Consider the following 12,722-nt stretch of genomic DNA (forward strand, 5'->3'; position numbering starts at 1 on the left):
CGTCCTCCGGGTGGCCGGCGTCAGCGTCGAATGCCCCTTTCAGGTCAGCTCGTCCGCCAGCAGGTCCATCAGCAGCCCGTCCGCCCAGCCCCCCGTCCGGTAGTCGCGCCCGTAGGCCCGCATGATTCCGACGGGTTTGAAGCCGACCTTGCGGTAGCTGTGGATGGCCGCGGTGTTGGCGGCGGCCGGGTCGATGGTCAGGCGGTGGTGGCCGCGTTCGTGGATCAGCCAGTGGGCGAGTGTGCGGACGGCGTCGGTGCCGAGGCCCTTTCCGTGCCGGCCGGCCGTGAGGAAGATGTCGATGGTGGCGTGCCGGAATTCGGGGTCGGTCTCCTCGGAGAACTGGATCGCCCCGATGACCTCGTCGCCGACGAGAATGGCGAGCATGTCGCGGTAGTCGTCGGGCACCGACCACCAGGCCGCGACCTCCGGTTCCCGGACGATGCGGTCGAGTGTGGGCTGGTCCGTTTCCGTCGTCGGCCGTAGTACGACCGCCGCTCCGCGCAGTTCCCTTGGAGCGCCACGCGACTCTCCTGTTGTGCCGCCCAGTTGCTGTCGTCGGTCGTCGCCACTGTCCGAGTTCATCTCCGTATTGTGCTGCGCGGGCAGGCTCAGGCCGTCGGCCGTGGCATGCATTCGGTCACGCTGGCCACTTCCGAAGAATCCCTGGAAGTTACCGGGCGCAGCGCCCGCCCGTGTGGCCCGATGGGGCAGCAGTCCCGCTGCGGGTGCGCGAGTTCGATGCCGGTTGTCTCGTGTGCGCGGAGCCGGCGCCGCTTCCGCAGCCCGCCCCCCCGGCACCGGCTTTGTCCACAGGCAATGCGCCCGTCACGGTCATGCGGCAGCATGGACGTTCGTACCGTCGGTGATCGACCATCACCGGGACGTGACGAGGCAGGGGGCGACGGGCCATGACGGAGTTCGGCAGGCGGAGGCTGTTGGCGGCCGGTGGTGGGGTCGTGCTGGCCGCGGGGCTGGCGACGGCGTGTGGTTCCAACACCGGGCGGGGCGGCGGGGGTTCGGGGCCGGAGATCAGACAGTGGTACCACCAGTACGGGGAGCCGGGGACCGAGCGGGCCGTGAAGCGGTATGCGGCCGCGTACGGGAAGGCACAGGTCTCGGTGCAGTGGCGACCGGGTGACTACGACCGGCAGACGGCGGCGGCGCTGCTCACCGATTCCGGGCCGGATGTGTTCGAGGTCAACGGGCCACTGCTGGAGCAGATCCAGGGCGGGCAGGTGGCCGATCTGACCGATGTGGTCGAGCCGGTCAAGGACGACTTCCATCAGGCCGCGCTGGCGCCGAAGATCTGGCAGGACAGGATCTGGGGCATCCCGCAGGTCGTGGACATGCAGCTGCTCTACTACCGCAAGAGCCTGCTGCGGGAGGCCGGGGTGCCGCCGCCGCAGACGCTCGACGAGCTGGTGGACGGGGCGAAGAAGCTCAGCGGCAAGAGGACCAAGGGGCTGTTCCTGGGGAATGACGGCGGGGTCGGGGTCCTCGGTGGGACGCCGTTGTTCGCCGCCGGGCTGAGTCTGATCACCGAGGACGGTAAGGCCGGGTTCGACGATCCGGCAGCGGCGCGGACGCTCGGGAAGATCCGGCAGCTCTATGCCGACAAGTCGCTGCTGCTCGGCGCCCCCACGGACTGGTCCGATCCGGCCGCGTTCGTCCAGGGGCTGACCGCGATGCAGTGGTCGGGGCTGTGGGCGATGCCGCAGATCAAGAAGGCCCTGGGGGATGACTTCGGGGTGCTGCCGTTCCCGAAGGACGGGAGCGGCGGGAAGCCTTCCGTTCAGGTGGGTGCCTATGGCTCCGCGGTCAGTGCGCGGAGCCAACGCAAGGCGGAGGCCAAGGCCTTCGCGAAGTGGCTGTGGGTGGACCGCACCGACTACCAGCAGGACTTCGCGCTGTCGTACGGCTTCCATATCCCGGCCCGGATCTCGCTGGCCAAGAAGGCCGAGCAGCTGCGCCAGGGACCGGCGGCGGACGCGGTCCGGCTCGCGTCAGATCACGGCTATGCCGAGCCGCTGTTGTGGACGACCGCGGACCGTACCGCCTACCAGGACGCGCTGAGCCGGATCATCAAGGACGGCGCCAACCCGGAGAGTGAGCTGAAGACCGTGGTGCGCAAGGTCAATTCCGAGCTTCAGCGGATCAAGAAGAAATGACCGTGGGAGGGAGCGGCGGGGCGGTCGCAGAGCATCCGCCACCGTCCCGGACCCCGGCGGTGCCGGATGATGCCCGGCGACGACGCCCGCTCGGTGCCCGGCTGCTCGGGCCGCAGCGGCGGAATCTGTGGTTCTGGGCCTTCGTCGGGCCGTTCGCCGTCGGGCTGGGGCTGTTCACCTATGTGCCGTTGGCCTGGAGCGTCTACCTGAGCTTCTTCGACGCGCACAACACGGTGAGCCCGTCCGGCGCGGACTTCGTCGGGCTGGGCAACTACACGGCGATGGTGACCAACGAGGCATTCCTCGGCAGCCTCGGCACCTTCGCGCTGTTCACCGCCTTCATCGTGCCGGCTACCTACGTCCTCTCCCTGGCGCTGGCGCTGATGGTCAACCGGCTGCGGTTCGCCCAGGCGTTCTTCCGGTCGGTGTTCTTCCTGCCGACGGCCTGCTCGTATGTGGTCGCGGCGGTGATCTGGAAGCTGTCGATCTTCAACGGGGTGCGGTTCGGGCTGGCCAACACCGTGCTGGGGTGGTTCGGGGCGGACCAGACCGCGTGGCTGTCGACGACCGATCCGCCCTGGTACTGGCTGGTCATCGTGACCGTACGGCTGTGGCTGCAGGCCGGGTTCTACATGATCCTTTTCCTGGCCGGGCTGCAGCGGATCTCCCCGCAGCTGTACGAGGCGGCGGCGGTGGACGGGGCGCGTCCCGGCTGGCAGACCTTCCGGCATCTCACCTTCCCGCAGCTGCGCGCCACGTCGGTGGCGGTGGTGCTGCTGCTGGTGATCAACGCGTTCCAGGCGTTCGACGAGTTCTACAACCTGCTGAGCGATGCGCGCGGCTATCCGCCGTACGCCCGGCCGCCGTTGGTCTACCTCTACTACACGGCGCTCGGCCGGGATCAGAACCTCGGGCTGGGCAGCGCGGGCGCGGTGATCCTGGCGCTGATCATCGCGGTGGCGACGGTGGTGCAGGCCCGCTGGTTCGGCCTCGGACGCAAGGAGGAGTGAGCGGGATGGACGACGCGCTGACGAGGGCCGGGCGGGCGCTGCGGTGGGTGCTGGTGGTCGCGCTGGCGCTGCTGTTCCTGGTGCCGTTCTATCTGCTGGTGCGGAACGGGCTGGCGACCGAGCAGGACATCACCGCGCCCGACTGGACGTTCTTCCCGCGGGTGCTGCGGTGGTCGAACCTGACCGAGGTCTTCCAGGACCCGAATCTGCCGCTGGGGCGGGCGCTGCTCAACTCCACGCTGATCGCGGTGTCGACGACGGCCGGCACGGTGCTGCTGGCCTCACTCGCGGGCTACGGCCTGGCCCGTATCCCCTACCGGCACGCCAACCTGGTCTTCTACGCGATCCTGGGGACGCTGATGGTCCCGGCGGCAGTGACCTTCGTGCCGAGCTTCGTACTGGTGTCGACGCTCGGGTGGATATCCACCCTGCGCGGGCTGGTCATTCCGACGCTGTTCAGCGCGTTCGCCTGCTTCGTCTTCCGCCAGTACTTCCTGGGCTTCCCCCGGGAGCTGGAGGACGCGGCGCGGGTCGACGGGCTCGGCTACTGGCGGACGTACTGGCGCATCGTGGTGCCCAACACCCGCCCGGTCTTCGCCGCCGTCGGGACGATCGTCTTCATCGGCGCCTGGAACGCGTTCCTGTGGCCGCTGGTGATCGGGCAGGACCAGGAGGCCTGGACGGTGCAGGTGGCGCTGTCGACGTTCACCACCGCGCAGAACCTCAATCTGCACGAGCTGTTCGTGGCCGCGGCGGTCTCGATCGCCCCGCTGGTGGTGGTGTTCCTGTTGCTGCAGCGGTACATCGTCGCGGGGGTGGAGCGCAGCGGGATCGACGACTGACGCGTTGAGGACGCCCGGCCGAGGGGGTACGGTGCGTGGCATGAGCACGCACCTGGATGTCCGTGAGGCGGCACCGCGCGACCGCGGTCCCCACGGTGTGTGCGCGCCCCGCGGCCTGAGCTTTCTGCGCCGCCGCGGCCGGGTGGGCTCTCCCCCGGCCGGCTGTTCCTGTCGGGCCTGACGGCTCCGCGCGCTGACGCCCGGCGGACAGGCCCCACGGCCGGTCCGCTCCGGTGTCCCGGCGCACCCCACGGCCGGGTTCGCCCCGGCGCACCCCACGGCCACGCCCGCACCAACATCCCCGTGTCCCGGCGTCCCGACACCCGTCCGCGCCACCCCGCCGGTCACGGCTCCCCCTCCCGCCCCCCTTCTCGCGTTCCAGGAGGACCAGTTGACGACCCTCGCCGATTCCGCGGCTCCCCCAACCCCCGCCCTGCGCCCCCACCGCATCCCCGCCGACGGACTGTACGAAGGGCCCCGGCTGCTGCGCCGGACCCCCGACGAATGGGAGGACCGGCCCTACGAACGCTTCGAGGTCGTGCCGCAGGCGGCCACCATCGGGGCCGAAATCCGTGGGCTGGACCTGTCCCGGCCACTGTCCGGGGGGCTGCGTACGGAGCTGAACCGGGCCCTGCTGGAGTGGAAGGTGCTGTTCTTCCGAGGGCAGCGGCTGAGCTCCCGGGCGCAGCGGGAATTCGCCAGGAATTGGGGCGAGCTGGAGACCAATCCGCTGCTGGCACGGGGTGATTCGAAGGATGTGGTGCGGTTCGACAAGGCCGCCGGCGGTGCCGTGACGTTCGAGAATGTATGGCACACGGATGTGACGTTCCGGGAACGTCCGGCGATGGGCGCGGTGTTGCAGCTGCGGGAGGTGCCGCCGGCGGGCGGGGACACCCTGTGGGCCGATATGGCGGCGGCATACGACAATTTGCCTCCGGAAATCCGGGCGCGGATCAATGAGGCCCGGGCGGTGCACGACTATCTCCCGGGCTTCGCGCGCCTCTACTCCCCGGCGCAACTGGCGCCATTCCAGGAGGAGTTCCCTCCGGCCGAGCATCCGGTGGTGCGCCGGCACCCGGAGACGGGGCGGCGGATGCTGTTCGTCAACGCGTCCTTCACCACCCGCATCGTGGGGCTCGGCCAGGCGGAGAGCGACCGGCTGCTGCGGCTGCTGTTCCAGCAGGCGCAGGTCCCGGAGTTCCAGGTCCGCTGGCGCTGGCAGGCGGGGGACCTCGCGTTCTGGGACAACCGCGCCACCCAGCACTACGCGGTGAACGACTACGGGACGCGGCGCCGGGTCGCCGAACGGGTCGCCATCGCGGGCGACCGGCCGTACTGACCGAACCGCCGGTGCCGCCGGGAGCCCGGACGTCCCCCGCGCCCCCGGCGGGCGGCCGGGCGCAGCGGGCACCCGGCGCGACGCCCCCTGTACACCCGCCGCCGTCCCCGGCGCTCCTCATCGGAGCCGCTCGTACGCCGCCTCCTCCGCCGGGCGCGCACCGCGCAGCAGGGCCGCGCCCAGCGGGGTGAGGGTGTGCAGCACCGCGTTGCCCTGCCGCAGGGTGAGCAGCAGTCCGGCGTCGCGGAGCACCGTCGCGTGCTGGCTGGCGGAGGCCAGCGAGACATCGGCACGGCGGGCGAGTTCACTGGTGGTGCAGCCGACGCCGATCCGCTGGAGTATCGCGGAGCGGGTCTGGCCGACCAGCCGGCCCAGCGAGCGCTCCGGCGGGATCTGGGGCGTGAGCCGGGGCGCGGGGTGCTCCACGGGATAGACCAGGACGGGCGTCAGATCCGGGTTGTGGAAGGTGACGGGGGCGCGGCGGCAGAAGTACGACGGCAGCAGCAACAGCCCCCGGCCGTTGAGGTGGAGATCGCGGTCCACCGGATAGTCGGCCTCCAGAACCGGCGGGCACCAGCGCATCATCGGCGACAGCGAGGCGAGCAGCTGGTCCGCGCCGCCGTCGAGCAGCGCCCGGCCGCGGGCCGCCCGGTCGGCCTCTATGCGGCCCTGGACGCGCGGCCAGTACGGGGCGACGGCCGCCTCGTAGTAGCGCTGGAGTATCCCGGCGAGCCGGCCGAGCGCCCGGGTGTCGCCGTCGGCCATCGCCCGTATCCACGACGGGAACGGGCGGGCGGCCGTGGAGAGCCGGGCGAGCTCGGCGCGCAGCCGGACGGCCGGTGTCTCCCGCAGGGCGGCGAGCGCGTCGGTCATCCCGAGGAGCCCTTCGGCGGGCGTCAGGAAATCGGGAAAATAGCCGCGGGTGGGCACCAGCGGTGCCAGCAGCCGCGCTTCGCCATTCAACCTTCCCCGTGTTTCCGATCGCCATTTGCCGAACGCCGAATCGTCCCGCCTGTCACGCAGCCGGTGAAAGCTTAAGACGGTCTCCCACAGTGCGTCCGGGCGTGCCGCAATGCGCACACGGGCCAGATCGAGTCCACTGAAATGGACGCGTAACACCGAACCCCCACCCCTGGTTTCCTCAGTCGGCCCCCGGCACGCCTGAGTATGCACGCCAACACGCGCGGTCACCATGCCCTTTTGGCCAGACTTGAAAGTGGTCGCGCCACCAGGGGGCCGGAAGGAATGCTGTACTCAATTCAACGGCGGCACGAACGGCCCGGGTTGCTCGATCCCGTGGGGGGTGATGGGCAAGGAACCGGCCGCTCGGCAGCCCCGCTGAAGGCCGCCTTCCCGCGCCGACCGGGGTGGCGGCAGCTCCCGAGGGGGGAGTCCGGAGAAAGCGAGGGCGGCACCTCCGCACAGGTGCCGCTCTCGTCGGACCGGTCACACACGCGAGGGCACCGCCCCGCCCGCCCCAAGGGCACCGCCCCGCAGCCCCTTCCCACCGGATGCACCCACGGGAACACGGGGGCAGGCTGGAGGCATGGCCGAGCACCCGCCCGTCATCGTGCATCCGCCGTCGCCCACCGGTGGCCGGCGCATCACGATCGAGGGCGAGATCCTCGGCCTCGCGTACAGCAGCATCGACCTTCTCGAGTTCCTGCGCCGGGCCGGTCTGGACACCGACGTGGTCTCGCTCGACGACCACGACCTGATCGAATGGCGGGGCGGCGGCCACAACGTCTGGATGTGACGGCCCCGGGTGAACCGCGCCCCGGCCCCCCGGCACGGGAGCCGGCGGGCCCGGGAACCGAAGCGAGGGCGGCACCTCCGCACAGGTGCCGCCCTCGTCGGGGTGCCGGAGCCGACGGTCAGGCGGCTGAGGGTGAGGTTGCCTTCGCGCCGGCTCCGGTGGGCTGTCGGGGCACCACGGACGCGCCTGGCGCCCGGGGTGCCCCGGTGGGGTCAGCGGCTGTCGCTGCCCTTGGACTCGGCGGCCGCCCGGCCCGCCTCCAGCCGTGCGACCGGGATGCGGAACGGGGAGCAGGAGACGTAGTCCAGTCCGGCCTCGTGGAAGAAGTGGACCGACTCCGGGTCACCGCCGTGCTCACCGCAGACCCCGAGCTTGAGGTCGGGGCGGGTGGCGCGGCCGGCCGCTGCGGCGTTGCGGACCAGGGAGCCCACGCCGTCCTTGTCGATGGTCTCGAACGGGCTGACGCCGAAGATGCCCTTCTCCAGGTACGCGGTGAAGAAGCTGGCCTCGACGTCGTCGCGGCTGAAGCCCCAGACCGTCTGCGTGAGGTCGTTCGTACCGAAGGAGAAGAAGTCGGCCGACTCGGCGATCTGACCGGCCGTGAGGGCGGCGCGGGGCAGCTCGATCATCGTGCCGAGGGTGAGCTTGAGGCTGACGCCGTGGTCCTTCTCGACCTCGGCGATGACCTGCTCGGCCTCCTCGCGGACGATCTCCAGCTCCTGCACGGTGCCCACCAGCGGAATCATGATCTCCGCGCGCGGGTCGCCCTTGGCGTTCTTGCGCTCGGCCGCGGCCTCGGCGATCGCCCGTACCTGCATGGCGAACAGACCGGGGATGACCAGGCCCAGGCGGACACCGCGCAGACCCAGCATCGGGTTCTGCTCGTGCAGCTTGTGCACGGCCTGGAGCAGGCGCAGGTCGTTCTCGTTGGCGTCCTTGCGGGCCTCGGCGAGCGCGACCCGCACCGACAGCTCGGTGATGTCGGGCAGGAACTCGTGCAGCGGCGGGTCCAGCAGCCGCACGGTCACCGGCAGTCCGTCCATCGACTCGAACAGCTCGATGAAGTCGGCCTTCTGGAGCGGCAGCAGCTGGCTGAGCGCGGCGTCCCGGTCGGTCTCGGTGTCGGCCAGGATGAGGCGCTCGACCATCTCGCGGCGCTCACCGAGGAACATGTGCTCGGTGCGGCACAGGCCGATGCCCTGCGCGCCGAACCGGCGGGCGCGGGCGGCGTCCTCGGCGTTGTCGGCGTTGGCACGGACGCGCAGCCGGCGCACCCGGTCCGCGTACGCCATGATCCGGTGGACGGCCTTGACCAGCTCGTCGGCGTCCTCGGCGCCGGCGTGCATCCGGCCCTCGAAGTACTCCACGACCGGGGACGGCACGACCGGCACCTCACCGGCGTAGACCTTGCCGGTGGAGCCGTCGATGGAGACGACGTCGCCCTCTTCGATGACGGTGCCGTCGCTGGTCGTCAGCCGGCGGGCCTTGGTGTCGACCTCCAGCTCCTCGGCGCCGCAGACACAGGTCTTGCCCATGCCGCGGGCGACGACGGCGGCGTGCGAGGTCTTGCCGCCGCGGGAGGTGAGGATGCCCTCGGCGGCGATCATGCCGTTGAGGTCGTCGGGGTTGGTCTCCCGGCGGATCAGGATGACCTTCTCGCCGGAACGCGACCACTTGACGGCGGTGTACGAGTCGAAGACGGCCTTGCCGACCGCCGCGCCCGGGGAGGCGGCGATACCACGGCCGATCGTCTCGGACTTCGCGCCCAGGTCGAAGCGGGGGAACATCAGCTGCGCCAGCTGCGCGCCGTTGACCCGCTGGAGGGCCTCGGCCTCGTCGATCAGACCCTGGTCGACGAGCTGGGTGGCGATCCGGAAGGCGGCACCGGCGGTGCGCTTGCCGACCCGGGTCTGCAGCATCCACAGCTTGCCGCGCTCGATGGTGAACTCGATGTCGCACAGGTCCTTGTAGTGCGTTTCGAGCGTCTCCATGATCTGCATCAGCTCGTCGTACGACGCCTTGTCGATGTTCTCGAGGTCGGCGAGCGGCACGGTGTTGCGGATACCGGCGACGACGTCCTCGCCCTGCGCGTTCTGCAGGTAGTCGCCGTAGACGCCCTGGTGGCCGCTGGCGGGGTCGCGGGTGAAGGCGACGCCGGTGCCCGAGTCGGGGCCGAGGTTGCCGAAGACCATGGAGCAGACGTTGACCGCGGTGCCGAGGTCGCCGGGGATGCGCTCCTGGCGGCGGTAGAGCTTGGCGCGGTCGGTGTTCCACGAGTCGAAGACCGCGCGCACGGCGAGGTCCATCTGCTCACGCGGCTCCTGCGGGAAGTCGCGGCCGGTCTCCTTGGCGACGATGTCCTTGAAGTGCGCGACCAGGGTCTTGAGGTCGGCGGCGTCGAGGTCGATGTCGACGCGGACGCCCTTGGCCTGCTTGGCCTCCTCCAGCGCCTCCTCGAAGAGCTCGCCGTCGACGCCCAGCACGGTCTTGCCGAACATCTGGATGAGGCGGCGGTAGGAGTCCCACGCGAACCGCTCGTCACCGGCCTGCGCGGCGAGGCCGGAAACCGACGCGTCGGAGAGCCCGATGTTGAGGACGGTGTCCATCATGCCGGGCATGGAGAACTTCGCCCCGGAACGCACCGAAACGAGCAGCGGGTCATCGGCCTGGCCGAGCTTCTTGCCCATCTGCTGCTCGAGGGCGTCGAGGTGCTCGGAGACCTCGGCACGCAGTGCCGCGGGCTCGCTGCCGCTGTCGAGGTAGACCTTGCAGGCTTCGGTGGTGATGACGAAGCCGGGAGGGACGGGAAGTCCCAGGTTGGTCATCTCGGCGAGGTTCGCGCCCTTGCCGCCTAGCAGGTCCTTGAGGTCCTTGTTGCCCTCGGTGAAGTCGTAGACGAACTTCGTGGCCGAAGGCTGGGTTACGTGGGGATCTTGTGTTTCCGGCACGGCACTGACTCCTCGCCGACGGGCTGCCCTGACGGCGAGGAACATACCCAGATCGAAGGCGTATGGGTACGTCCACTTGGTCGACATACCCGTGTAACCAGTCGTCCGCCACCAGATCGAAAGTGATCATGCGCCTGGAGCACACTTCATTACCTGAATGCATCACTGCGCTCCGCAGTCATTCACGGATCTTATGCTACGCACTGCGACGAATGAGTTAAGGACTCGAACGAATGAAGCATGGCACCCGGTGCCACTATTGGAGAGATGGAGCCTCACTCATTCCGCTCATCTGAGCGCACCCCCTATCAGGGGTGGCGAGAATCACGCGCTCATGTGTGACCTGGTCCCATCATTTGGACCCCCGGCGGCCCTGAGAGCAAGGACCGCGCACACCGACACGCAGGCCCACGCACGGACGGCAGACCCACTTTCCCCACGATCCAGGCATCCCTTCACGCCACCGGCCACGGAACACGGAGCGTCAGGATCAGGCCATAGTCGTCGCCCACTGGGAACAACATGTGAGCGCGGGCCGGGAGCCGCCCGACGACGCAGCGGCGGACCCCGCCGGCCCCGGGCCGGTCCGCGAGGGCCAGAAAGACACGCAGCGGGCCGGCACCACGGCCACGGCCCCGCCGCTACCTCTTGGCCCGTCGCCCGCTCCGCCGTGGGTGCGGGTCCCGGCCGTCCAGCAGTTCCAGTCGCCGGTCCTCGCCGTGGGTCTCGATCTGCGCCACGATCCGGTGCAGCAGTTGCGCCAGGTCGAGGGCCTCGTCGTCACTCAGCCCTTCGGTGACGAAGACCTCTTCGGCGTTGAACTCCGGGAAGAGCCGGGCCATCAGCCGCTCTCCCGCGGGCGTGAGCGCGAGCAGCGCGAGCCGGCCGTCGGCCGGGTGCGCCTTGCGCTCCAGCAGGCCCCGGCTCTGGAGGGTGCGGGCGACGCCGGTGAGCGTGCCCTTGGAGATCCCGGCTTCCTCGGCGACCTGCCGGGTCTCGCGCTCGCCGCCGGTCCACACCACCCAGAGCACGACGAAGGAGGTCCAGGTCAGCTCGACGCCGCGCAGTACGGAGTTCTCGAAGTGCTGGCGTACGGCGGCCGCGGCCCGGTAGAGGTGCGCGACCGCCGCCATCCGCTCGTGGCTGACGGGGGTGTCCCCGATCTTGGCCTGGACGGCCTTCTCCGTGTCCACGAGGGAACGGTGCCCGCTCACCACGGCGACTCCTTCGGCCTCGGTCCCGCACGTCCCCGCCGGGTTCCGCAGGCGGCGGTACGGGCTGCCGGGTGCCGCCCGTACGGGCGCAAACGGTAGGGCGGCACGGCCTCGGCGGCGCGTGCCCGCGCGCTGACACGCCAGGGAGGTACCCGGGTGCCGTAGGGGTGGGGGCCGGAGGCGCCGTTCCGGGCCGGTCAGCCGCCCGAGGTGTCCAGCTCCGCGCCCGCGTCCACGCCGGCGCAGTCGTACGGGTCGTCGAGCCAGCCGTCGGGCAGGACGACGCGGTTGCGGCCCGAGGTACGGCCGCGCGGGCCGTCCGCGCCCACCGGCCACGGCTGGTCCAGGTCCAATTCGGACAGCAGCGCGTCCAGCTCGTCGAGGGAGGAGGTCACCGCGAGACCGCGGCGCATCTCGGAGCCGATCGAGAAGCCCTTGGTGTACCAGGCGACGTGCTTGCGGAAGTCGATCACGCCGCGCTTCTCGTCGCCGATCCACTCGCCGAGGAGGGTGGCGTGCCGCAGCATGACGGCGGCGACCTCCTTGAGCGTCGGCTGGGCGCCCACCCGTCGCCCGCCACCACCCTCCAGCGGAAGCGCTTCGCGCCCTGATTCCGTGCCTTCGAAGGCGGCCACCAGGTCGCCGAACAGCCACGGCCGGCCGAGGCAGCCGCGCCCGACGACCACGCCGTCGCAGCCGGTCTCCCGCATCATCCGCTGGGCGTCCGCGGCCGACCAGATGTCGCCGTTGCCGAGCACCGGGATCTCCGGGACGTGCTCCTTGAGGCGCGCGATGGCGTCCCAGTCGGCGGTGCCGCCGTAGTGCTGGGCCGCGGTGCGTCCGTGCAGGGCGATCGCGGTGATGCCCTCCTCGGCCGCGGTCCGGCCGGCGTCGAGGTAGGTGAGGTGATCGTCGTCGATGCCCTTTCGCATCTTCATCGTCACCGGCAACGCCCCCGCGTTCGCGACCGCCTCCCGCAGGATCGAGCGCAGCAGGTTCCGCTTGTACGGCAGCGCCGAGCCGCCGCCCTTACGGGTCACCTTCGGGACCGGGCAGCCGAAGTTGAGGTCGATGTGGTCGGCGAGGTCCTCCTCCGCGATCATGCGGGCGGCCTTGCCGACGGTGTCCGGGTCGACGCCGTACAGCTGGATCGAGCGCGGCTTCTCGGTCTCGTCGAAGTGGATCAGCTGCATGGTCTTCTCGTTGCGCTCGACCAGCGCCCGCGTCGTGATCATCTCGCTGACGAACAGGCCCTTGCCGCCGCTGAACTCCCGGCACAGCGTCCGGAACGGGGCATTGGTGATCCCGGCCATCGGCGCGAGGACCACGGGCGGCTGCACCGCGTGGGGGCCGATCTGCAGCAGAGTCATGGCGGCGATACCTTCGGCTTTCTTCGGCTTCCGTTGGCGGGGCGGTCGGGCCGCGGCCGTACGGGTCACCGG

The 12,722-nt window shown here is 70.6% G+C and carries 10 protein-coding genes; 5 read left to right on the forward strand and 5 right to left on the reverse strand.

Annotated features, from left to right (window positions below):
* Positions 1-39: 39 nt before the first annotated feature.
* Entirely contained in the window at positions 40-585 is a 546-nt protein-coding gene (gene aac(6'), locus ACWC9R_RS02250; RefSeq protein ID WP_450728167.1) for an aminoglycoside 6'-N-acetyltransferase, read from the reverse strand.
* 326 nt (positions 586-911) lie between these two features.
* Here aac(6') and ACWC9R_RS02255 point away from each other — a divergent pair, with 326 nt between their 5' ends.
* From ACWC9R_RS02255 to ACWC9R_RS02270, 4 genes are all read left to right on the forward strand, one after another.
* A complete protein-coding gene (locus ACWC9R_RS02255; protein ID WP_450728169.1) occupies positions 912-2,171 on the forward strand; it encodes an ABC transporter substrate-binding protein in 1,260 nt (419 codons plus the stop codon).
* Positions 2,168-3,181, forward strand: a complete 1,014-nt coding sequence (locus ACWC9R_RS02260; RefSeq protein WP_450728171.1) for a carbohydrate ABC transporter permease — start codon at positions 2,168-2,170, stop codon at positions 3,179-3,181. Before ACWC9R_RS02255 ends, ACWC9R_RS02260 begins: the two co-directional genes overlap by 4 nt.
* 5 nt (positions 3,182-3,186) lie before the next feature.
* Complete coding sequence (locus ACWC9R_RS02265) at positions 3,187-4,023, forward strand: carbohydrate ABC transporter permease (protein ID WP_362606362.1); 837 nt, start codon at positions 3,187-3,189, stop codon at positions 4,021-4,023.
* A gap of 391 nt (positions 4,024-4,414) precedes the next feature.
* Positions 4,415-5,362, forward strand: a complete 948-nt coding sequence (locus tag ACWC9R_RS02270) for a TauD/TfdA dioxygenase family protein (protein WP_450728174.1) — start codon at positions 4,415-4,417, stop codon at positions 5,360-5,362.
* Positions 5,363-5,479: 117 nt separating this feature from the next.
* On the opposite strand, the gene ACWC9R_RS02275 is transcribed toward ACWC9R_RS02270, so the two are convergent.
* On the reverse strand, positions 5,480-6,325 hold the full coding sequence (locus ACWC9R_RS02275; protein ID WP_450728176.1) for a DUF5937 family protein: 846 nt from the start codon (positions 6,323-6,325) through the stop codon (positions 5,480-5,482).
* A 583-nt stretch (positions 6,326-6,908) separates the two neighbouring features.
* Between ACWC9R_RS02275 and ACWC9R_RS02280 the strand changes: the two genes are divergently transcribed.
* A complete protein-coding gene (locus ACWC9R_RS02280; RefSeq protein WP_450728178.1) occupies positions 6,909-7,118 on the forward strand; it encodes a hypothetical protein in 210 nt (69 codons plus the stop codon).
* A gap of 212 nt (positions 7,119-7,330) precedes the next feature.
* On the opposite strand, the gene ppdK is transcribed toward ACWC9R_RS02280, so the two are convergent.
* From ppdK to dusB, 3 genes are all read right to left on the reverse strand, one after another.
* Positions 7,331-10,111, reverse strand: coding sequence for a pyruvate, phosphate dikinase (gene ppdK / locus ACWC9R_RS02285; protein WP_450728282.1), 2,781 nt, complete (start codon positions 10,109-10,111; stop codon positions 7,331-7,333).
* A 596-nt stretch (positions 10,112-10,707) separates the two neighbouring features.
* Positions 10,708-11,280: a MarR family winged helix-turn-helix transcriptional regulator gene (locus ACWC9R_RS02290; protein WP_450728180.1), complete on the reverse strand. Its 573-nt coding sequence runs from the start codon at positions 11,278-11,280 to the stop codon at positions 10,708-10,710.
* Between the two features lie 197 nt (positions 11,281-11,477).
* Positions 11,478-12,650, reverse strand: coding sequence for a tRNA dihydrouridine synthase DusB (gene dusB, locus ACWC9R_RS02295; protein ID WP_450728182.1), 1,173 nt, complete (start codon positions 12,648-12,650; stop codon positions 11,478-11,480).
* Positions 12,651-12,722: the final 72 nt, after the last annotated feature.

It is taken from the genome of Streptomyces sp. NPDC001219, assembly GCF_053597915.1.

Excerpts from the sequence above, each read along its gene's own strand:
- ACWC9R_RS02255 (WP_450728169.1), top strand. The coding sequence starts at position 912 with ATGACGGAGTTCGGCAGGCGGAGGCTGTTGGCGGCCGGTGGTGGGGTC.
- ACWC9R_RS02260 (WP_450728171.1), top strand. The coding sequence starts at position 2,168 with ATGACCGTGGGAGGGAGCGGCGGGGCGGTCGCAGAGCATCCGCCACCG.
- ACWC9R_RS02265 (WP_362606362.1), top strand. The coding sequence starts at position 3,187 with ATGGACGACGCGCTGACGAGGGCCGGGCGGGCGCTGCGGTGGGTGCTG.
- ACWC9R_RS02280 (WP_450728178.1), top strand. The coding sequence starts at position 6,909 with ATGGCCGAGCACCCGCCCGTCATCGTGCATCCGCCGTCGCCCACCGGT.
- ppdK (WP_450728282.1), bottom strand. The coding sequence starts at position 10,111 with ATGTTCCTCGCCGTCAGGGCAGCCCGTCGGCGAGGAGTCAGTGCCGTG.
- dusB (WP_450728182.1), bottom strand. The coding sequence starts at position 12,650 with ATGACTCTGCTGCAGATCGGCCCCCACGCGGTGCAGCCGCCCGTGGTC.